This window comes from Janthinobacterium algoris (genome assembly GCF_051380935.1).
GTDB lineage: Bacteria > Pseudomonadota > Gammaproteobacteria > Burkholderiales > Burkholderiaceae_D > Janthinobacterium.
The window spans coordinates 174,324-194,183 of record NZ_JBNYXZ010000010.1 but is presented as its reverse complement, the minus strand read 5'-3'; the positions used below and the strand labels follow the sequence as shown (position 1 = coordinate 194,183).

General features: G+C 60.4%; 19 protein-coding genes. 14 read left to right on the top strand and 5 right to left on the bottom strand.

Annotation, left to right across the window (positions count from 1 at the left end):
- Window positions 1-97: 97 nt before the first annotated feature.
- The 8 genes from ACQ4W7_RS16790 to ACQ4W7_RS16755 all read left to right on the top strand — a co-directional run bounded on the left by ACQ4W7_RS16790 (window position 98) and on the right by ACQ4W7_RS16755 (window position 6,915).
- Window positions 98-1,108, top strand: coding sequence for a KpsF/GutQ family sugar-phosphate isomerase (locus tag ACQ4W7_RS16790; protein ID WP_436531870.1), 1,011 nt, complete (start codon window positions 98-100; stop codon window positions 1,106-1,108).
- Window positions 1,108-1,641 (top strand): KdsC family phosphatase, encoded by a 534-nt coding sequence (locus tag ACQ4W7_RS16785; RefSeq protein ID WP_096233521.1) that lies wholly within the window; start codon window positions 1,108-1,110, stop codon window positions 1,639-1,641. Before ACQ4W7_RS16790 ends, ACQ4W7_RS16785 begins: the two co-directional genes overlap by 1 nt.
- Before the next feature lie 45 nt (window positions 1,642-1,686).
- A complete protein-coding gene (lptC, locus tag ACQ4W7_RS16780; RefSeq protein WP_426073341.1) occupies window positions 1,687-2,298 on the top strand; it encodes an LPS export ABC transporter periplasmic protein LptC in 612 nt (203 codons plus the stop codon).
- Window positions 2,299-2,323: 25 nt separating this feature from the next.
- On the top strand, window positions 2,324-2,905 hold the full coding sequence (lptA, locus tag ACQ4W7_RS16775; protein WP_426073340.1) for a lipopolysaccharide transport periplasmic protein LptA: 582 nt from the start codon (window positions 2,324-2,326) through the stop codon (window positions 2,903-2,905).
- Window positions 2,905-3,660, top strand: a complete 756-nt coding sequence (lptB, locus tag ACQ4W7_RS16770; protein ID WP_099760888.1) for an LPS export ABC transporter ATP-binding protein — start codon at window positions 2,905-2,907, stop codon at window positions 3,658-3,660. The genes lptA and lptB overlap by 1 nt, the downstream gene beginning before the upstream one ends.
- A gap of 4 nt (window positions 3,661-3,664) precedes the next feature.
- The gene (locus ACQ4W7_RS16765; protein WP_426073339.1) at window positions 3,665-5,143 is read left to right on the top strand and encodes an RNA polymerase factor sigma-54; all 1,479 of its coding nucleotides are present in this window, start codon (window positions 3,665-3,667) and stop codon (window positions 5,141-5,143) included.
- A 69-nt stretch (window positions 5,144-5,212) separates the two neighbouring features.
- Window positions 5,213-5,572 (top strand): ribosome hibernation-promoting factor, HPF/YfiA family, encoded by a 360-nt coding sequence (gene hpf / locus ACQ4W7_RS16760; RefSeq protein ID WP_426073338.1) that lies wholly within the window; start codon window positions 5,213-5,215, stop codon window positions 5,570-5,572.
- 257 nt (window positions 5,573-5,829) lie between these two features.
- Window positions 5,830-6,915 carry an enoyl-CoA hydratase/isomerase family protein gene (locus ACQ4W7_RS16755; RefSeq protein WP_436531866.1) on the top strand — a complete coding sequence of 362 codons (1,086 nt, stop codon included), beginning with the start codon at window positions 5,830-5,832 and terminating at the stop codon, window positions 6,913-6,915.
- On the opposite strand, the gene rapZ is transcribed toward ACQ4W7_RS16755, so the two are convergent.
- The 5 genes from rapZ to ilvA all read right to left on the bottom strand — a co-directional run bounded on the left by rapZ (window position 6,916) and on the right by ilvA (window position 12,247).
- A complete protein-coding gene (gene rapZ / locus ACQ4W7_RS16750; protein WP_426073336.1) occupies window positions 6,916-7,779 on the bottom strand; it encodes an RNase adapter RapZ in 864 nt (287 codons plus the stop codon).
- A 219-nt stretch (window positions 7,780-7,998) separates the two neighbouring features.
- Window positions 7,999-8,934, bottom strand: a complete 936-nt coding sequence (hprK, locus tag ACQ4W7_RS16745) for an HPr(Ser) kinase/phosphatase (protein WP_034753337.1) — start codon at window positions 8,932-8,934, stop codon at window positions 7,999-8,001.
- Between the two features lie 36 nt (window positions 8,935-8,970).
- Window positions 8,971-9,453 carry a PTS sugar transporter subunit IIA gene (locus tag ACQ4W7_RS16740; RefSeq protein ID WP_071079718.1) on the bottom strand — a complete coding sequence of 161 codons (483 nt, stop codon included), beginning with the start codon at window positions 9,451-9,453 and terminating at the stop codon, window positions 8,971-8,973.
- 333 nt (window positions 9,454-9,786) lie between these two features.
- Window positions 9,787-10,629, bottom strand: coding sequence for an NADPH-dependent 7-cyano-7-deazaguanine reductase QueF (queF, locus tag ACQ4W7_RS16735; RefSeq protein ID WP_436531864.1), 843 nt, complete (start codon window positions 10,627-10,629; stop codon window positions 9,787-9,789).
- An 82-nt stretch (window positions 10,630-10,711) separates the two neighbouring features.
- Window positions 10,712-12,247 carry a threonine ammonia-lyase, biosynthetic gene (gene ilvA, locus ACQ4W7_RS16730; protein ID WP_426073334.1) on the bottom strand — a complete coding sequence of 512 codons (1,536 nt, stop codon included), beginning with the start codon at window positions 12,245-12,247 and terminating at the stop codon, window positions 10,712-10,714.
- Window positions 12,248-12,449: 202 nt separating this feature from the next.
- On the opposite strand from ilvA, the gene ACQ4W7_RS16725 reads away from it, so the two are divergent.
- The 6 genes from ACQ4W7_RS16725 (at window position 12,450) to ACQ4W7_RS16700 (ending at window position 19,842) form a co-directional block, all read left to right on the top strand.
- A complete protein-coding gene (locus ACQ4W7_RS16725) occupies window positions 12,450-12,941 on the top strand; it encodes a YqaA family protein (protein WP_426073333.1) in 492 nt (163 codons plus the stop codon).
- Between the two features lie 263 nt (window positions 12,942-13,204).
- Window positions 13,205-17,245 (top strand): DUF3683 domain-containing protein, encoded by a 4,041-nt coding sequence (locus tag ACQ4W7_RS16720; protein ID WP_436531861.1) that lies wholly within the window; start codon window positions 13,205-13,207, stop codon window positions 17,243-17,245.
- A 5-nt stretch (window positions 17,246-17,250) separates the two neighbouring features.
- Window positions 17,251-17,694 (top strand): HIT family protein, encoded by a 444-nt coding sequence (locus tag ACQ4W7_RS16715; RefSeq protein WP_436531931.1) that lies wholly within the window; start codon window positions 17,251-17,253, stop codon window positions 17,692-17,694.
- A 9-nt stretch (window positions 17,695-17,703) separates the two neighbouring features.
- A complete protein-coding gene (locus tag ACQ4W7_RS16710; RefSeq protein WP_426073331.1) occupies window positions 17,704-18,156 on the top strand; it encodes a gamma-butyrobetaine hydroxylase family protein in 453 nt (150 codons plus the stop codon).
- A 97-nt stretch (window positions 18,157-18,253) separates the two neighbouring features.
- Entirely contained in the window at window positions 18,254-18,598 is a 345-nt protein-coding gene (locus ACQ4W7_RS16705; protein WP_436531859.1) for a YciI family protein, read from the top strand.
- Window positions 18,599-18,600: 2 nt separating this feature from the next.
- Complete coding sequence (locus ACQ4W7_RS16700; RefSeq protein WP_436531857.1) at window positions 18,601-19,842, top strand: RNA polymerase sigma factor; 1,242 nt, start codon at window positions 18,601-18,603, stop codon at window positions 19,840-19,842.
- The last annotated feature ends 18 nt before the right edge of the window (window positions 19,843-19,860 follow it).

Here is a 19,860-nt window from a genome sequence, read left to right as displayed (position 1 = left end):
TACGGTCAATGGAAATCGTTGTTTGTTGTGACTGGCAAGTTTTTTGCTTTCCTAATTCGTTTATACTTTGGGCATGAGTGTAACCCATGAAAAAACAATGCTGAAAGCTTTTGATCGAATTGACATGCAAGTGACGACCGAGCGCGCCGTCGCGCTGGCCCGTACCACCTTGCAGATCGAGTCCGACGCCATCGTTGCGCTGCACACGCGCCTGGCCACGGACGACAGCGTGGGCCGCGCCGTGGCGATGTTGTTGCAATGCAAGGGACGCGTCGTCGTCTCCGGCATCGGCAAGTCCGGCCATATCGCGCGCAAGATTGCCGCCACCCTCGCTTCCACCGGCACCCCGGCCCTGTTCGTGCATCCGGCCGAAGCGGCCCATGGCGACCTGGGCATGGTCACCTCGGAAGATGCTTTTATTGCCATATCGTACTCCGGCGAATCGTCGGAACTGATGGCCATCATGCCCGTCGTCAAGCGTATGGGCGGCGTGCTCATTTCCATGACGGGTAAACCGAACTCCAGCCTGGCCCAGTTGGCCGACGTACACCTGGATATTTCTGTTGAGAAAGAAGCCTGTCCGCTGAACCTGGCGCCGACGGCCAGCACCACCGTGACCCTGGCCCTGGGCGATGCGATCGCCGTGGCCTTGCTCGACTTGCGCGGCTTCAAGGAAGAAGATTTCGCCCGCTCGCATCCTGGCGGCGCCCTGGGCCGTCGCCTGCTGACGCATGTGCATGACGTCATGCGCAGCGGCGAACGGGTGCCCAAGGTAGCCGTGGACGCGTCCTTGCTGCAGGCGCTGGAAGAAATGACGAAGAAGGGCATGGGCATGACGGCCGTCGTCGATGCGAATGACCGCCCTGTGGGCGTGTTCACCGATGGCGACTTGCGCCGCATGTTCGAGCGCGTGCAGGATTTCACGCAAGTGGCGATCCGCGACGTCATGCATGCGCAGCCGCGCAGCATCGCGCCCGAGCGCCTGGCCGTCGACGCCGTGGCCGTGATGGAGCAGTTCCGCATCAACCAGATGTTGGTCGTCGATGCCGACGGCAAGCTGGTGGGCGCCCTGCATATTCATGATCTGACGCAAGCGAAGGTGATCTGATGGACAGCGTAGCGGACAACTTGGCGCGCGCGGCCAAGGTCAAACTGATGATCTTTGACGTCGATGGCGTGCTCACCGACGGCAGCCTGCATTTCGGCCCGGATGGCGAGATGATGAAAACGTTTAATGTGTATGATGGCCTGGGCATCAAGCTGCTGCAGGAATCGGGCGTGCAGACGGCCATCATCAGCGCGCGCCGCTCGGCCATCACGGCGCGCCGCGCGCAAGACCTGGGCATTACCCATGTGCACCAGGGCGGCCACGACAAGCTGACGCCGTTTCGGGAACTGCTGGCGCTGACGGGCTTGACGGAAGAGCAATGCGGTTATATCGGCGACGATGTCATCGATGCGCCCATCCTGCGCCGCGTGGGCTTTGCCGTCAGCGTGCCGGGCGGGCGTCCGGAAGTGCAGGGACTGGCGCACCATGTGACGCAGGCCGGCGGCGGCCGCGGCGCGGTGCGCGAGATCTGTGAATTCCTGCTGCGCGCCCAGGACAACTATGCGCGCGTCATGGCGCCGTTCCTGGAGTGAGGCGCATTGCCATGCCGCCAGTGAGATTTGAAAGAGTGAAATCCTATGCGTAAGCCAGGAGGCGCCCATCGCTGGCGCATGATTTTTACCGTGCTGGGGGCCGTCGTCTTTGCGCTGGGCAGTTTTTGGCTGTTGGAAGTGATGAACAAGAATGCCCAGGACATCACGGCCAGCAAGCATCTGGATGAGCCAGACTATTTCATCACCAATTTCAGCCTGGTGCGCATGGACTTGACGGGCAAGCCCAGCTATATCGTATCGGGCACCAAGCTCACGCATTATCCGCTGGACGATTCATCCGATATCGACCAGCCCTTCGTACGCAAGCTCACGCCAGGCATGCCGCCGATGAACATGAATGCGGAATTGGCGCATATCGACCAGGACAATACCCGGCTGCAACTGCACCGCAATGTCGTGATCGACCGCGTGGCCAGTCCGAAGGCGCAGAAACTGACAGTCAAGACGGAAGCGCTGACGGTGTTCCCGGATGAGGAAAGAATGGAAACGGACGTGCCCGTCGATATCCTGACGGGCGCCTCGCGCATCAATGGCATCGGCATGAAGGCCAATAACGCTACCGGCGTGGTGGAAGTGCAGAATGCGCTGCGCATGGTCCTCCCGCCGAAACCGCGCCCGGCCGCGGCGGCAAAATGACAGAATGAAACAAGGAAACCATACTATGAAGAACATCTTGCTGTTGACCGTATTTTCTCTGGCCATGATGGGCGTGGCGCATGCCGAGAAGGCCGATTCCGAGAAGGAAGCCGTCATCACGGCACGTAGCGGCCATGTCGATGACGTCAAACAGGTGCGTACCCTGACGGGCGACGTCGTGCTGGTCAAGGGTACTTTGACCATGAAGGCGGGCCGGGCCCTGATCACGGAAGATCCGCAAGGCTACCAGTTCATTACCTTCTGGGCCGATCCCGGCAAGCTGGCCACCTTCCGCCAGAAGCGCGATGGCGCGGGCGATCTGTGGGTCGAAGGCGAAGCGGAGCGCGTGGAATACGACAACAAGACGGAAGTGGTGAAACTGTTTTCCAAAGCCAAGCTGACGCGCCTGGAAGGCACAAAAGTCACTGACGTGGCCAATGGCGCCTTCATCTCATATGACAGCCGCAAGGAAGTGTTTGCGATGGAAAACTCCGACAGCGGCACCAGTACCGCGGATGGCGGCAGCGTGCGCATGGTGATCCAGCCGAAGACCAAGGCACCGGCGGCGGAGAAAGCGCCGGCCACGCCTGCGCCAGGAAAGAAATAATGGACAATACTCGTTGCGGCAGCACCCTGATCGTTCGCGGGCTGCAAAAAACCTATGGCAAGCGGCAAGTCGTACATGATGTTTCGCTGCAAGTCGAATGCGGCGAAGTGGTCGGGCTATTGGGTCCGAACGGCGCCGGCAAGACCACCTCGTTCTACATGATCGTCGGCCTGGTGCCGTCGGACGGCGGCAGCATCGATATCAGCGGCGTGGACATTTCCCGCCTGCCGATCCACCGCCGCGCGCAGATGGGCCTGTCGTATCTGCCGCAGGAAGCATCCGTGTTTCGCAAGCTGACGGTGGAAGACAATATCCGCGCCGTGCTGGAAATCCAGACCGTCGAAGGCCGTCCCCTGAAGAAGGCCGAGATCGAGGAGCGCCTGGATAAATTGCTGGCCGACTTGCAGATTGAAAAGTTGCGCGAGAACCAGGCGCTGTCCCTGTCGGGCGGCGAGCGGCGCCGCGTGGAAATCGCCCGCGCGCTGGCCACCGACCCGCGTTTCGTGCTGCTCGACGAGCCGTTCGCCGGTGTCGACCCCATCGCCGTGATCGAGATCCAGCGTATCGTGCGCTTCTTGAAGGAGCGCAATATCGGCGTCCTCATCACCGATCATAATGTGCGCGAGACGCTGGGTATCTGCGACCGTGCCTACATTATTAACCAGGGCTCGGTGCTGGCGTCAGGACGCCCCGACGACATCATCGCGAACGAGTCGGTACGCCGGGTCTATCTGGGCGAACACTTCCGCATGTGAGCCAATGAAACAATCATTGCAGCTGCGCACTTCGCAGCACCTGGCACTGACGCCGCAGTTGCAGCAATCGATACGCCTGTTGCAATTGTCTACCCTGGAATTGCACCAGGAACTAGAGCAATTACTGACGGACAATCCCTTGCTCGAGCGCCTCGACGATCCGCTCGACCGTTCGCTGCGCCTGCTGTCCGATGGCGCCTTGAGTTCCACGGCCGCGCCGGCCGATGCACCGCCCCAGCCGCCAAGCCAGGAGGCGCCTGCAGCGCCGGCCGAAGCGGAGACCTTTGATGGCGAGGCTGGCGACAGCCCGGCCGCAGCGGATGGCGGCGACAGCGATTGGAGCGAGGCGAGCCGGGGCAAGGCGCCCGACGACGAAGATTCGCGCCCGCAACTTGAAGCCCATCACTGCACCCTGCGCGAACATTTGATGGAGCAGATGCGCGTGACGGTGCTCGAATTGCGCGACCGCGCGCTGGTCGAGCTGATCATTGACGCGCTCGACGACAATGGCTACCTGGAAGAGTCGCTCGACGACATCCTGGCACGCCTGCCGCAAGAGCTGGAAATCGACGCCGACGAGTTGCGCACGGCCTTGTCCCTGCTGCAAAGTTTCGATCCGCCCGGCGTGGGCGCGCGCAATGCGTCCGAATGCCTTGCCTTGCAAATCAAGCGTTTGCCGCATATCGCCATGGTGACGCGGCGCATGGCCCTCGTCATCGTGGAAAAGCACCTGGCCTGGTTTGCCCAGCGCGATTTCAACAAGCTGAAAAAAGCCCTCGATTGCGACGAGGAAGACTTGCGCGAAGCGCAGACCGTGATTCGCCAGTGCAATCCGCATCCGGGTGCCGTCTTCGCCTCAGATGTGTCCGATTACGTGGTGCCCGACGTCGTCGTCAAGCGCGCGCGCAATGGCTGGCAAGTCACCCTGAACAACGACGTCATGCCGCGCCTGCGCGTCAACGCCATGTACGCCAACTTGCTCAAGCAGGGCAAAGGTGAGGGCGCCATGGGCGCACAGTTGCAGGAAGCCAAGTGGCTGATCAAGAATATGCGCCAGCGCTTTGACACGATCTTGCGCGTGGCGCAGGCGATAGTAGAAAGACAAAAGAACTTTTTCTCGCATGGGGCCGTTGCCATGCGCCCCCTTGTGCTCCGTGAAATAGCTGATACACTGGGTTTACACGAGAGTACTATCTCGCGGGTAACAACTCAAAAGTACATGCTGACCCCGCATGGCATGTTTGAGTTGAAATATTTCTTTGGTAGCCACGTCGCCACCGAAGCGGGGGGCGAAGCGTCATCGACGGCGATACGGGCATTGATCGTGCAACTGACAGGAGCAGAAGACCCTAAAAATCCTTTATCCGACAGTAAGATTGCGGACATGCTGGGGGAACAAGGCATGGTGATTGCGCGACGTACTGTTGCCAAATACCGGGAAGCGTTGAAAATTCCGCCAGTGAGCCTGCGTAAGTGTTTGTAAGTTTTTTTCGGTTCCTCTGCGGGCCGGAGTCGATGGACCGCACGAACCCGATCATCTTTAGGAGTGTGTATGAATCTCACCATCAGCGGACATCATCTCGAAGTCACACCAGCCATCCGTGAATACGTACAAACGAAGCTGGAACGCGTGAAACGTCATTTCGATCAAGTCATCGATATTGCCGTGATTCTGACCGTGGATAACCTCAAAGAGAAAGAAAAACGTCAAAAGGCTGAAGTCAACCTGCGTCTGAGTGGCAAGACCGTCTACGTGGAAAGCCTGGGGCAAGACCTGTATGCCGCGATTGATACCCTGATCGACAAGTTGGACAGGCAAGTGATGAAGTACAAAACCAAAGTGCAAGGGCACGGTAAAGAGGCGATCAAGCATCTGCCAGACAACTCGGACGAAGAATTCGCCGCCGCCTAAGAACACCAAAAAACCTACTGCGCGTCGCGATTTGCGGCCTCCGATGCTTACTGTGCATATGCACAGCTCCGCTTCTCAGCCACAACTCACATCCGCTCGCTACGGTTTTCCCACGTGTTCTACGGCCTGCGACTTTGAACCGGTTGTGATCAACTAAGGGCGCACATTGCGCCCTTTTTTGCGCCCGGACCTGTCAAACGCAATATTCCCCTCGCAAGCGCTAGAATGTTCCCGTTCTCACTTTTTTTCATTTTGCCATGAGCGACTTCGTCCAGACCTCCATTCGCAACCGCACGGGCCACATCGTGCTCGACCGCCCGAAAGCCTTGAATTCCTTGTCGCTGGACATGGTGCGCGCGCTGAGCGCGGCTTTGCTGGCCTGGCGCTACGATCCGCAGGTGGACGCCGTCGTGATCCGTTCCAGTAGTGAAAAAGCCCTGTGCGCCGGCGGCGACATCCGTTTCTTTTACGATGCGGGCCTGGCCACGCCGCAAGGCGGCAGTGCCCAACTGGAAGATTTCTTTACGGAAGAATATGCCTTAAATCATTTAATTCATTTCTATCCGAAACCGTATATCGCCGTGCTGGATGGCGTGGTGATGGGCGGCGGCATGGGCGTGGCGCAAGCCGGGCCAGGCAACCGCCTGCGCATCGTCACGGGCCGCACGCGCATGGCCATGCCGGAAGTCAATATTGGCTTGTTCCCGGACGTGGGCGGCAGCTATTTTCTTTCCCGCCTGGCGGGCCAGCTGGGCCTGTACCTGGGCTTGACGGGTTTGACGATCAACGCGGCCGATGCCCTGTACACGGGCCTGGCCGATGTGTACCTGCCTGAGGCGCACATGGGGGCGCTGTTGGACCTGTTCGAATCGACGCCGGGTGAGGCCTTGCCGGTGGCCATCAAGGCGCTGGCGGCACCGTTCCAGGCCGAGGCGGGCGCTTCTGTCTTGGCCGCGGCGCGCGCGGCGCTGGACCGCCATTTCGGCGCCCCTTCTGTTGCCGCCATCATGGCTTCGCTGGCGCAGGATGACAGCGTGTTCGCCAGCAAGGCCTTGGCGGCCATGCGTCTGCGTTCGCCGCTGATGATGTCGGTGACCCTGGAATTGCTGCAGCGGGGCGCCCACCTGGGTCTGGCCGATTGCCTGCGCATGGAGCGCACGGTGGTACGCCACAATTTCGAGCATGGCGAAGTGATCGAGGGCGTGCGCGCGCTGGTGGTCGACAAGGACAATGCGCCCCGCTGGAATCCATCCAGCCTGGACGAGGTCGATGCGGCCATGGTGGCGCGTTTCTTCGCTCCCGTCTGGCCGGCCGCCGCACATCCGCTTTACCGTCTGAATTAATTAAGAGCGCTCGCGGTGGCGCAGAACCACGCGCTCGTTGGGGCCGAAGTATTGCGCCAGCCGTTCCGCCATGTACACGGAGCGGTGCTGGCCGCCCGTGCAACCCAGGGCCACCGTCAGGTAGCTGCGGTTATCGGACTTGAATGACGGCAACCATTTCTCGATGAAGGCGCGGATGTCGGCCAGCAGTTCCAGCGCGCTCGGTTGCGCGTCGAGGAAGGCGATCACGGGCGCGTCGCGTCCGTCGAGCGGGCGCAGCGCCAAGTCGTAATAGGGATTCGGCAAGGCCCGCACGTCGAAGACGAAATCGGCGTCCAGCGGCACGCCCAGCTTGAAGGCGAACGATTCAAAGAACAGGGTCAGCGGGGCGCGTTCGGCGGCGACGATATCCTTGATCCAGGCGCGCAATTTGTTGGCGCTCAGTTCCGAGGTGTCGATCACATGGCCCAGCTGTTCAATGGCAGACAGGCGTTCGCGCTCTTCCGAGATGCATTCGATCAGGGTGCGGCGGCTGGCCGGATTCTGATTTGGGCGCAATTCGTGCGACAAGGGATGGCTGCGCCGCGTTTCGGAGAAACGCGCCACCAGGGAATGCGTGGTCGCCGTCAAAAACATGACCTTGACGTCGTGCCCTTGGTCGCGCAGCAGCGCCACATTGTGTGGCAGGCTGGTCAGCGACTCGGCGCTGCGCGCATCGACGGCGACGGCCAGTTGCGGCGTCCCTTCGTCGAGCAGCGTTTGCACCAAACTGGGCAGCAAGGCCGGTGGCAGATTGTCGACACAATAATAGCCGGTATCTTCCAGCACATTGAGCGCGACGGATTTACCGGAGCCGGATATTCCGGTGATAAGGACGATATGCATACGCCGATCATACAATAAAGATCGGCGCTGCGCTCCCGAGGCAACTATCTTTACAAATTATTGCAATTTGGACTGGAGTGTTGGTTAAGCAAATGCTGGTGTCTTACCGAGCTCTCAATCCCCACTCATCGCCAAACGTTGGTGTCGCAGGGATTTCGGAGAGCGCTGCTCTCCGCCTGCGCAACGGTTCGCCCTTGCAAGGGTGAACTCCACTGCAGACTAGTCACCGCTCATAGCTAATCTCTGCCGCTCCATGAACTCCTGCAAGGTATCGATGCCGCGCAGTTGCAAAATCGTATTGCGCACGGCCGCTTCCAGCAGCACGGCGATGTTGCGGCCGGCGGCGACGGGGATGACAACCTTGCGCACGGGCAAGCCGAGCACGTCTTCCGTGGGGAACAGGAAGGGCAGGCGCTCGACTTCTTCTTCCAGCGCGTTGCGGCGCACCAGATGCACGATCAGTTTCAAGCGCATCTTGCGGCGCACGGCCGTTTCGCCAAAGATGGCCTTGATGTCGAGCAAGCCCAGGCCCCGCACTTCCAGCAGGTTTTGCAGCAGGGGCGGGCAGCGGCCTTCGATCATGTTCGGCGCGATGCGCGAGAATTCCACGGCGTCATCGGCCACCAGGCCGTGGCTGCGCGAAATCAGTTCCAGGCCCAGCTCGCTCTTGCCCAGGCCAGAGTCGCCCGTGATCAGCACGCCGACGCCCAGCACGTCCATGAACACGCCATGCATGATGATGCGCTGCGCCAGCTTTTTCGACAGGTAGACGCGCAGGAAGTCGATCACTTGCGCGGCCGGCAGCGGGGTGGAGAACAGGGGAATGTTTTGCTCGTCGCAGATGGCGAGGATGTCGGGCGGGGTTTCCAACCCTTGCGCGATGATCAGCGCGGGCGGGCCGCCAGCGATCAGTTCGCCAATCACGTGGGTGCGCGTATTGACCTTCAGGCGCTGGTAGTAATTGATTTCCTGGTGGCCGAAGACCTGGATACGGCCTGGATGGATCAGGTTCAAGTGGCCCACCTGGTCGGCGGCCGACGAGACATCGCCCGAGATCAGGCGCTCGCCGCCGGGGAAGCCGGCGAACCAGCCCAGTTGCAGACTTTCACGATTATCGTCGTACAGGCGTTGTATCGTCAGTGGCGTTTGCAACATGGCAGTCTTCTTCAGGAGTGGAGGAATACCTGAAGTTTAACCCGCCGCTTGCAGACTGGGTTGCCAATTGACGATGCGCGAATGCACGGATTTCGGTTCCGGATCCGTGGCCAGCGCCGTGCGGAAAGCATCGTCGGAAAACATTTCGGCAATTTCCGACAAAATTTCCAGATGTTGCTGGGTGACATGATCGGGAATCAGCAGGAAAAACAGCAGATTGACGGGCTTGCCATCGGGCGACTCGAAGGGAATCGGCTCGGCCAGGCGCACGAAGGCGCCCAGCGGCGCTTTCAAGGTCTTGCTGCCCTTGACGCGGCCGTGCGGTACGGCCACGCCATGCCCCAGGCCTGTCGAGCCCAGGCGTTCGCGGGCAAACAGATTGTCCGAAACGGTAGAGCGGGCGATGCCGTAGTTGTTTTCGAAGATCAGGCCGGCTTGCTCGAAGGCGCGCTTTTTACTGGAGACTTCCAGGTCCAGCAGGACGTTTTCGAGGGATAGTATTTTGCTAAGATTAGTCATGACACTCAATGAAATGGTGCAATGCGCAGAGGGCTTGCGAGCCGAATTATAGGCCTGTTTCTGCGGCCTGTAACGCCAATTCTCAACAGTATACGCCCGCTGTGGGCGCAGTGTGCGCTACAGCCCATGTCGCCATCATTTTGGCAAAAAACCAACACCGGGGTGTATCGGCTATTTCTTGATTAAAAACACGCGGCGCGCCGGTTTTTCCGCCGCCGAATGCCGATTTTCCGATTTTTCAGCGTCTCTGACCTGCACTGGGGCACTACTGCAACGTTGTTTTAAAACACCGCCAACATTCCTGTTGGCATGATTTCAAGGTGTTGCGCCGTGTTACTGGCGCGCATTACGCAGATTGGCCGGCATCGCGCCCGTGCTGTAGTTGCTGCGCCACGGATTGATATCGAGTCCGCCGCGGCGCGTATAGCGCGCATACACGGACAGTTTTTGCGGCTTGCACTGGCGCAAGATATCGACAAAGATGCGCTCCACGCATTGCTCATGGAATTCATTGTGTTCGCGGAAACCAATCAGGTAGCGCAACAGGCTTTCCTGATCGATCTGTGGTCCTGCATACGCGATCTGCACGCTGCCCCAGTCCGGCTGACCCGTCACCAGGCAATTCGATTTGAGCAAGTGTGAGACGAGTTTTTCTTCCACCGGAGCCTCATCCAGCGCTGCCTTCAAGAGTTGCGGCGAAGGCGTGTACTCGGTAATTTCCAGGTCCAGGCGGTCGAGCAGTACGCCATCGAATTCGCCCATTTTGAGCTTGCCAAAATCTTCCTGCAAGGTCAGTTCCACTTGCACGGGCGCGCCAAAACCCATCGACAAATCCTGCTTGAGCAGGGCCAGCAGCGCATCCGGGCCGTCCAGTTTGGTCTGGTTGAACGAGTTCAGGTACAGCTTGAACGATTTCGATTCAATGATGTTCGGCGAATCGGCCGGCGCGCTGACCTTGGCAATGGCCACCTGCGGCTTGCCGCGCTGGTTCAGCCATGACAGTTCGTAGGCATTCCAGATATCGAGGCCAAAGAACGGCAGTGTGCCGTGCAGTTCCAATTCATCGCGCTTGCCTTGGCGGGGAATCGGGAACAGCAGTTCCGGTGCGTAATCGCTGCGGTAGGCGGAGTTTTTGCCCAGGGGCGATTGTTCGGCGAGGTCGTGGGTGGCGGTCATGGTCGTGTGGCGTGAATTCAGTCAAGCACGCATGGTAGCCTAATTCCCCCAGCGGCGAGTAGTCGCCGTTGGGAGGTGATGCTTAACCTAAAAACAGCTTATACACAGGATTGCTGCTTTCATCCCAGTAACGGTACCCCAGGGTGTCGAGGAAGCGGGCAAACTCGCCCATCTCGTCGGGTGGCACTTGCAGGCCGATGAGGATGCGGCCCACGTCGCCGCCCTGGCTGCGGTAATGACACAGGGAAATATTCCAGTTCGGCGCCATGCTGTCGAGGAAGCGCATCAGCGCACCGGGGCGCTCTGGGAATTCAAAGCGGTATAGCAGCTCGTCCTGGGCCAGCCGGCTCTTGCCACCGACCAGATGGCGGATGTGCGACTTGGCCAGCTCGTCGTGCGTCAGGTCGAGCGTCTTGAATTCGTGTTCCTCGAATGTCTTCGCCAGCACGCCCGATTCATGCCTGTCGGCAATTTGAATGCCGACGAACACGTGCGCGGCTTTTTCATCGCTGATGCGGTAATTAAATTCCGTCACGTTGCGCGCGCCGATGAGTGAGCAGAAGCGCTTGAAGCTGCCTCGCTGTTCGCGCATGGTGACGGCAAACACGGCTTCGCGGAACTCGCCCAGCTCGGCACGCTCGGCGACGAAGCGCAAGCGGTCGAAATTCATGTTGGCGCCGCAGGCGATGGTGACCAGCGTCTGGTTGACGACCGGGTGCTTGCTCAGGCTGGCCCGCTCCACATAGGCCTTGGCACCCGCGATGGCCAGTGCGCCGGCCGGTTCCAGGATGCTGCGCGTATCCGTAAACACATCCTTGATGGCGGCGCAAATGGCGTCCGTGTCGACGATAATGACTTCATCGACATATTGCTGTGCCAAACGGAAGGTTTCTTCGCCCACCAGGCGCACGGCCGTGCCGTCCGAAAATAGCCCCACGTCGGGCAGGGTGACGCGTTCGCCCGCTTTCAGCGAGCGCGCCATGGCGTCCGAATCGACCGTTTGCACGCCGATGATCTTGATGTCGGGGCGAATCTGTTTCACGTACGCAGCCACGCCGGCGATCAGGCCGCCGCCGCCGATGGCGACGAAGATGGCGTGGATGGGGCCGGAATGCTGGCGCAGGATTTCCATGCCGATCGTACCCTGGCCGGCGATCACGTCCGGATCGTCGAACGGGTGCACGAAGGTCAGCTTCTGTTCTTTTTCCAGGGTCAGCGCGTGGTTATAAGCATCCGTGTAGGACTCGCCGTGCAGCACGATTTCCACATGTACGCCACCGCGCGCCTTGACGGCGTCGATCTTGACGGGGGGCGTGGTGGTGGGCATGACGATGACGGCGCGGCAACCCATGCGCGCTGCCGACAGGGCCACGCCCTGGGCATGGTTGCCGGCCGAGGCGCAAATGACGCCGCGCTTGCGTTCCGCATCGCTGAGCTGGGCCATCTTGTTGTAGGCGCCGCGAATCTTGAAGCTGAACACGCTTTGCATGTCTTCGCGCTTGAAGTAAATCTGGTTGTTCAGGCGCTGCGACAGGGCCGGGGCCAGTTCCAGCGGCGTTTCGGTGGCGACGTCATAGACGCGGGCGGTCAGGATTTTCTTGAGGTAGTCGATGTTCATAGTCTGCTAGCAAGTGATTCTGGGCCAGAAAGGCTCTGGAGCGTGTCGGTCGATAGCGGCGGCGCGGCGGCGGATAGCCTGGCGACAAATAATGCTCTGTGGAACTAGGGGCCGGTGAGCCCTGGCTGGTCGGCGCGGATTGTGCGGCGCGCAAGCTGCGCTTCATTATAATGGAGAGCCTTACTGCATCGCGAAGTGTTCCATGATCGAATCCGCAATCGCCTGGCTGCTGCAGCTGATCGCAGCGCCGGAAGTCGGGCTGACATCGATCTTTCTGATCAGCTTTATTTCCGCCACCTTGCTGCCGCTCGGCTCGGAGCCGGCCGTGTTTGCCGTCATCAAGGCCAATCCCGCGTTGTTCTGGGCCGCCATCGGCGTCGCCACCCTGGGCAATACCTTGGGCGGCATCGTCGACTACTGGATGGGCTACCGTGCCAAACAGGCGTTCGCCAAGGAGCGCGACACGCGCTGGTTCCGCTGGCTGGCCCGCTATGGCGCCAAGACCATGCTGCTGGCCTGGCTGCCGCTCGTGGGCGACCCCCTGTGCACGCTGGCGGGCTGGCTCAAGCTGCCATTCTGGCCCAGCGTGGCCTACATGGCCATCGGCAAGTGCGCGCGCTACCTGACCATGACGGGCTTGCTGTTGTACGTGCCAGACGGCGTATGGCACCGGATCGGACAAATGCTGGCGTGATGGCGATGGTACGTATTGCAACGCCTGTTTGCCCTATTTTTGGGCAGATTGATAGTTTGTGGCTGAGTCCGATTCTTGGCAGTTTCACGTCAAAAAATCAGGAAAACTGATTTTTTATTCATGAAAAAGTAAGCTTTCCCGTATTTGCTATGGTGGTGGGCGAGGTGCTTAAACCTTAGGCGGGCTAAGGCTGTTCCCGCATGCTGCGGCGCAATAAGATAAAATGGTCCTTTAGGGCCCAGTCCACATCGTCACCATACTCCATGAACGCTCCCGCACAACTCCAAGCTTTACTGGCAGAAACGCCGAATGGTCCCGCAGCAAGCCGCCTGCGCGAAATCCCGTATAACTACACGTCGTTTTCCGATCGCGAGATCGTCATACGCCTGTTGGGGGAGGACTCCTGGCGCCTGCTCGACGAGCTGCGCGGCGCCCGCCAGACGGGCCGTTCGGCCCGCATGCTGTACGAGGTGCTGGGCGACATCTGGGTGGTGCGCCGCAATCCCTACCTGCAAGATGACTTGCTCGATAACCCGAAGCGCCGCCAAGGCTTGATCGATGCCTTGCATCACCGCCTGGCCGAAGTCGACAAGCGCCGCCTGGGCATCGATGCGGCCGGCGGCGATGTCGCGGTTAGTGGCGAAGCGCCCGAAGTGGCGCAGGCGCGAAGCCACAATGTGGAACTGCTGCTGAAAGCGGCCAGCAAGGCCGTGGCCGATTTCGGCGACGAGTTCCGCAAGACCTATGACTTGCGCAAGCGCACGGTCAAGGTGCTGGGGCGCTACACGGAAAAACACAATGTGCGTTTCGATGGCATGACGCGCGTGTCGCACGTGACGGACGCCACCGACTGGCGCGTCGAATACCCGTTCGTCGTCCTGACGCCCGACACGGAAGAAGAAATGGCCGGCCTGGTGAAAGGCTGCATCGAGTTGGGGCTGACCATCATCCCGCGCGGCGGCGGCACCGGCTACACGGGCGGCGCGATTCCCCTGACGCCGATGTCGGCCGTCATCAACACGGAAAAACTGATTACCCTGGGCGCCGTGGAAATGACGCTCTTGCCCGGCCTCACGCAGGAATACGCGACGATCAATTCGGGCGCGGGCGTGATCACGAACAAGGTATCGGAAGCGGCGGAAAAGGCCGGCTTCGTGTTTGCCGTCGACCCGACCTCGGCGCACGCCTCTTGCATTGGTGGTAACGTTGCCATGAATGCGGGCGGCAAGAAGGCCGTGCTGTGGGGTACGGCGCTGGACAACCTGGCTTCGTGGCGCATGGTCGACCCGAACGGCGACTGGCTCGATGTCACGCGTCTCGACCATAACCTGGGCAAAATCCACGATATCGCACTGGCACGTTTCCAGCTGGAATGGCGCCACCCGAGTACGCGCGACGCGACGAAACCAAACGCGCCGTTCAAGACGGAAATCCTGGAAATTCCCGGCCGCCGCTTCCGCAAGGAAGGCCTGGGCAAGGATGTGACGGACAAGTTCCTCGCCGGCTTGCCGGGTATCCAGAAAGAAGGCTGCGACGGCCTGATCACGTCGGCGCGCTGGATCTTGCACAAGATGCCGAAGTTCGCCCGTACCGTCTGCCTGGAATTCTTTGGCCAGGCGCGCGACGCGATTCCATCGATCGTGGAAATCAAGGATTACCTCGATGGCTTGCCGGCCAAGGGCGAACAATACACGACCATCCGCCTGGCGGGCCTGGAACACCTGGACGAGCGCTACCTGCGCGCCGTCGGTTACGCCACCAAGTCGAAGCGGGGCGTGCTGCCGAAGATGGCCTTGTTTGGCGACATCGTCGGCGACGATGAAAATGCCGTCGCGCAAGCGGCGTCGGAAGTGGTGCGCATCGCCAACACCCGCGTGGGCGAAGGCTTTGTTGCCGTCAGCGCGGAAGCGCGCAAGAAATTCTGGCTCGATCGCGCCCGCACGGCGGCCATTGCCAAGCACACCAACGCGTTCAAGATTAATGAAGACGTGGTGATTCCCCTGAATCGCATGGGCGAATACACCGATGGTATCGAGCGCATCAATATCGAACTGTCGATCAAGAACAAGCTGCAACTGGCCGATGCCCTCAGTGAATTCTTTGCCAAGGGTAACTTGCCAATTGGCAAGAGCGACGATGCGTCGGACGACCGGGTCGACGACGCTGAAATGCTGGGCGACCGCGCCGAGCAGGCGCAGCAATTGCTGGCGCAAGTCACGGCACGTTGGACCTATCTGCTGGCCCAGCTGGACCGTCCGCTGGCGGACGTGAAAAACGAGTTGGCTGAACTGGGCCTGGAGCGTTTGTTGCCCGTGTTCGATGCACGCCTGGAAACGCAGCCCGCTGCCACCCTGTTTGACGTGGTGCAGGACCGTACCGTGCGCATTACCTGGAAGCAAGAGATTCGTGCGCAACTGCGCCAGATCTTCAACGGCGCCGCTTTCAAGCTGATCCTTGATGAGGCGACCGCCATCCATGCGCGCATTCTGCGTAGCCGCGTGTTTGTCGCGCTGCACATGCATGCGGGCGACGGTAACGTGCACACAAACTTGCCCGTCAACTCGGACAATTACGAAATGCTGCAAGATGCCCACCAAGCCGTGGGCCGCATCATGATACTGGCCCGCTCGCTGAATGGCGTCATTTCCGGCGAGCATGGTATCGGCATTACCAAGCTGGAATTCTTGACGGAAGAAGAAATCGGCGAGTTCCGCAGCTACAAGCAGCGCATCGACCCGGAAGGCCGTTTTAATAAAGGCAAATTGCTGAATCTGCCGGGCATGGGCGCCGACTTGCGCAATGCCTATACGCCATCGTTCGGCCTGATGGGCCACGAATCGCTGATCATGCAGCAAAGCGATATCGGCGCCATCGCCGACAGCGTCAAGGATTGCTTGCGCTGCGGCAAGTGCAAACCCGTATGCGCGACCCACGTGCCGCGCGCCAACTTGCTGTACTCGCCACGCGACAAGATCTTGGCGACCTCGTCCCTGATTGAAGCCTTCCTGTACGAAGAGCAGACGCGCCGCGGCATTTCCATCAAGCATTGGGAAGAGTTCGAGGATGTGGCCGATCACTGCACGGTGTGCCATAAATGCGTCACGCCTTGCCCCGTCAATATCGACTTTGGCGACGTGTCGATGAACATGCGCAACTTGCTGCGCAAGATGGACAAGAAGAGTTTTAATCCCGGCACCAAGGCAACGATGCTGTTCCTCAACGCCACCGATCCCGTGACCATCAACGCCACGCGCAAGGTCATGATCGACTGGGGCTACAAGGCGCAGCGCCTGGGCCACGATTTGCTGAAGAAATTTGCCAAGAAGCAGACCAAGGCGCCGCCGCCATCGACAGGCAAGCCACCGGTCAAGGCGCAGGTGATCCATTTCATCAATAAAAAGATGCCGGGCAACCTGCCGAAGAAAACGGCGCGCGCGTTGCTCGACATCGAAGACGATAAAGTCATTCCCATCATCCGCAATCCGAAGACGACCACGGCCGATACGGAAGCCGTGTTCTACTTCCCCGGTTGCGGTTCGGAGCGCTTGTTCTCGCAAGTGGGCCTGGCGACGCAGGCGATGCTGTGGGAAGTGGGCGTGCAGACGGTCTTGCCGCCCGGTTACCTGTGCTGCGGTTATCCGCAGCGGGGCGCTGGCGAGTTCGACAAGGCCGAGAAGATGATGACGGACAACCGCGTCTTGTTCCACCGCATGGCCAACACGCTCAATTACCTGGATATCAAAACGGTGCTCGTCTCGTGCGGCACCTGTTATGACCAGCTGGCGACGTATCAATTTGAAAAGATTTTCCCCGGCTGCCGCATCATGGATATCCATGAGTACTTGCTGGAGAAAAACGTCAAGCTGGAAGGCGTCAACGGCACGCGCTATATGTACCACGAGCCATGCCATAATCCGATGAAGCTGCAGGAGTCGGGAAAGACCATCAATTCCCTGATCAGCACGGTAGACAACGTGAAGATCGAGAAAAATGACCGTTGCTGCGGCGAATCGGGTTCCCTGGCCGTCACGCGTCCCGACATTTCCACGCAAGTGCGTTTCCGCAAGGAAGAAGAGATGGTCAAGGGCGCCGACAAGTTGCGCGGTGACGGGTTCACGGGCGACGTCAAAATCCTCACCAGCTGCCCATCGTGCCTGCAAGGCTTGTCGCGCTACAATGACGATTCGGGCACCACGGCCGACTACATCGTCGTCGAGATCGCCAAACATTTGCTGGGAGAGAACTGGATGCCGGATTACGTGAAACGCGCGAATGACGGTGGCATTGAACGGGTGCTCGTGTGACCTCCTTGACCTGTGATTTATGTCAGTTGCTCGATAGCTTCGCCAACAAGCAGGGTTGTGCAACCTTGCTGTGGCGTAGCGAGCGCCTGTCCGTGGTGGCCGTCGACGATCCAGGCTACCCCGGCTTTTGCCGCGTGATCTGGAACAAACACGTGAAGGAAATGACGGATTTGACGCCCGGTGAGCGCAACTATGTCATGGAAGTCGTGTGGCAAGTCGAGCTGGCCGTGCGCGAAGTCATGCAACCGGAAAAGGTCAATGTGGCCAGTTTCGGCAACATGACGCCGCACGTGCATTGGCACGTGATTCCCCGCTACCGCGACGATGCGCATTTCCCACATCCCAGCTGGGCGGTGATGCAGCGCGAGACGGCACCGGCCGTGCTGGCCGCGCGCCGCGCCCTGTTGCCGGCACTGCGCGCCGCCATCATTCAACGTTTATCCGCATAAAGTATTGTCATGACTGAAAAAGTAGCAACACCCCAACCGACCGGCTTGACCGTGCACAACCAGTCGCGCGTGCTCGACGTGGCGTTCGATGATGGCAGCACATTTGCGCTGCCGTTCGAATACCTGCGCGTGTACTCGCCGTCGGCCGAAGTGCAGGGCCATGGCAAGGGCCAGGAAACCTTGCAACTAGGAAAACGCCTGGTCGGCATCACGGGCATCGAGCCTGTCGGCAACTACGCCGTGCAGCCGACTTTCAGCGATGGCCACAATTCCGGCCTGTACACCTGGGCCTACCTGTACAAGCTGGGCGCGCAGCAAGCGACCCTGTGGCAGGATTACCTGGATCGTCTGACGGCGGCCGGCTACCCGGGCGATAGCGGCCGCGATGCCAAGGCCGACATGACGGTCAAGCAAGCGTCCGGCGGTCATGTGCATGGCCCGAGCTGCGGGCATAAACATTAAGCAAAAAACATAATGCGGTAATCTGTCGGAAAACCGCCGCCCCGTTCGTCGTATGAATGCCCGCGCTTGCGGGCATTTTTCTTTTGGAGAAGAGACTATGGAATACATGATCCTGATCTATGCCGACGAGGCGTGCTATGCAGCCATGGAAGAGGGCCAGATGGCCAGCCTGATGGCCGACTTTGCCAGCTATACGCAAGCTCTGGAAGCGGCCGGCGTGCTGCGCGGCGGGGCCGAGCTGGCGTCCGTGGACAGCGCCACCAGCGTGCGTGTGCAAAATGGCAAGCCTGTCATCACGGATGGGCCGTTTGCGGAAACCAAGGAGCAACTGGGCGGCTACTATCTGCTAGCCTGCGTCAACCTGGACGAGGCGCTGGCCTGGGCTGCGCGTTGTCCGATAGCCTCTTTGGGCACTATCGAAGTACGGCCCGTCACGGCCTGACGATGATCTGCGACGCCATGTCGACCGTCGAGCATGTCTTTCGCCAGGAGCGGGGCAGGGTGCTGGCCAGCCTGATGCGGCGTTTCGGTGACCTGGGCCTGGCGGAAGATGTGCTGCAGGAAGCATGCCGCAAGGCATTGGAACTGTGGCCGCGCACGGGCATACCCGATAATCCCGCCGCCTGGCTCAGTTCCGTGGCGCGTAACGCGGGCCTCGATCAGGTGCGTCGGGCGGGCAAGAGCATCAGCGATGCCGAGGCTGTGCTGTCGAGTCTGCCGGCGGCCATGATTCAAGAAACGCACGCCATCGAGGACGACCGTTTGCGCCTGCTGTTCATCTGTTGCCATCCCGCGCTGGCGCCCGAGGCGCAAGTGGCGCTGGCCCTGCGCACCCTGTGTGGCTTGTCCACGGCCGAGATCGCGCGGGCCTTCGGCCTGGCGGAAGCGGCCCTGTCGCAGCGGCTATTGCGCGCCAAACGCAAGATCGCCGAAGCGCGCATCCCCTTCGAGTTGCCGCGGACGCAAGATTGGCCACAACGGCTGGCGCAAGTGCTGCAGGTAATCTATCTGGTGTTCAGCGAAGGCTATTGCGCCAGCGGGGGTGACACCCTGCTGCGCGCGGACCTGTGCGCGGAGGCGCTGCGGCTGGGACGGCTGCTCGACGCTTTACAGCCCGGCCGGCCGGAAGTGCAGGGTTTATTGGCCCTGATGCTGCTGCAGGCGTCGCGCGGCCCGGCCCGCCTCTCGCCCGAAGGATATTTGCTGACCTTGGAAGAACAAGACCGGCGCCTGTGGCAGAGTGACTTGATTGCCGAGGGACTGGCCGTGCTGGAAGTAGCCTTGCCGACGCGCGCGCCAGGACCATATCAATTGCAGGCGGCCATTGCCGCCTTGCACGCCAAAGCGGCTGCAGCCAGCCAGACGGACTGGCGCCAGATCAGCGCCCTGTATGGCGCCTTGCTGCGGCACAAGCCGGAACCCTTGATTTTGCTCAATGCGGTGATTGCCTGTGCCATGGCGCATGGCGCCGAACACGGCCTGGCCTGGCTGGCGCGGCTGGAAACCGTGCCCAGCCTGGCGCAATCGCATTATCTGCATGCGGCCAGGGCCGACTTGCTGCGCCGCCACGGCGACCGGCCGGGGGCGCTGGCGGCGTATGCCCGGGCGGCAATGCTTGCTGCGAATGCAGTGGAAAGGCAATACCTTCTCCGGCGTCACGGGGAAATGCGCCTGCCGCTTGTATAATGCTCCCAAGTTCAAACA

Excerpts from the sequence above, each read along its gene's own strand:
- ACQ4W7_RS16790 (WP_436531870.1), top strand. The coding sequence starts at position 98 with ATGCTGAAAGCTTTTGATCGAATTGACATGCAAGTGACGACCGAGCGC.
- ACQ4W7_RS16785 (WP_096233521.1), top strand. The coding sequence starts at position 1,108 with ATGGACAGCGTAGCGGACAACTTGGCGCGCGCGGCCAAGGTCAAACTG.
- lptC (WP_426073341.1), top strand. The coding sequence starts at position 1,687 with ATGCGTAAGCCAGGAGGCGCCCATCGCTGGCGCATGATTTTTACCGTG.
- lptA (WP_426073340.1), top strand. The coding sequence starts at position 2,324 with ATGAAGAACATCTTGCTGTTGACCGTATTTTCTCTGGCCATGATGGGC.
- lptB (WP_099760888.1), top strand. The coding sequence starts at position 2,905 with ATGGACAATACTCGTTGCGGCAGCACCCTGATCGTTCGCGGGCTGCAA.
- ACQ4W7_RS16765 (WP_426073339.1), top strand. The coding sequence starts at position 3,665 with ATGAAACAATCATTGCAGCTGCGCACTTCGCAGCACCTGGCACTGACG.
- hpf (WP_426073338.1), top strand. The coding sequence starts at position 5,213 with ATGAATCTCACCATCAGCGGACATCATCTCGAAGTCACACCAGCCATC.
- ACQ4W7_RS16755 (WP_436531866.1), top strand. The coding sequence starts at position 5,830 with ATGAGCGACTTCGTCCAGACCTCCATTCGCAACCGCACGGGCCACATC.
- rapZ (WP_426073336.1), bottom strand. The coding sequence starts at position 7,779 with ATGCATATCGTCCTTATCACCGGAATATCCGGCTCCGGTAAATCCGTC.
- hprK (WP_034753337.1), bottom strand. The coding sequence starts at position 8,934 with ATGTTGCAAACGCCACTGACGATACAACGCCTGTACGACGATAATCGT.
- ACQ4W7_RS16740 (WP_071079718.1), bottom strand. The coding sequence starts at position 9,453 with ATGACTAATCTTAGCAAAATACTATCCCTCGAAAACGTCCTGCTGGAC.
- queF (WP_436531864.1), bottom strand. The coding sequence starts at position 10,629 with ATGACCGCCACCCACGACCTCGCCGAACAATCGCCCCTGGGCAAAAAC.
- ilvA (WP_426073334.1), bottom strand. The coding sequence starts at position 12,247 with ATGAACATCGACTACCTCAAGAAAATCCTGACCGCCCGCGTCTATGAC.
- ACQ4W7_RS16725 (WP_426073333.1), top strand. The coding sequence starts at position 12,450 with ATGATCGAATCCGCAATCGCCTGGCTGCTGCAGCTGATCGCAGCGCCG.
- ACQ4W7_RS16720 (WP_436531861.1), top strand. The coding sequence starts at position 13,205 with ATGAACGCTCCCGCACAACTCCAAGCTTTACTGGCAGAAACGCCGAAT.
- ACQ4W7_RS16710 (WP_426073331.1), top strand. The coding sequence starts at position 17,704 with ATGACTGAAAAAGTAGCAACACCCCAACCGACCGGCTTGACCGTGCAC.
- ACQ4W7_RS16705 (WP_436531859.1), top strand. The coding sequence starts at position 18,254 with ATGGAATACATGATCCTGATCTATGCCGACGAGGCGTGCTATGCAGCC.
- ACQ4W7_RS16700 (WP_436531857.1), top strand. The coding sequence starts at position 18,601 with ATGATCTGCGACGCCATGTCGACCGTCGAGCATGTCTTTCGCCAGGAG.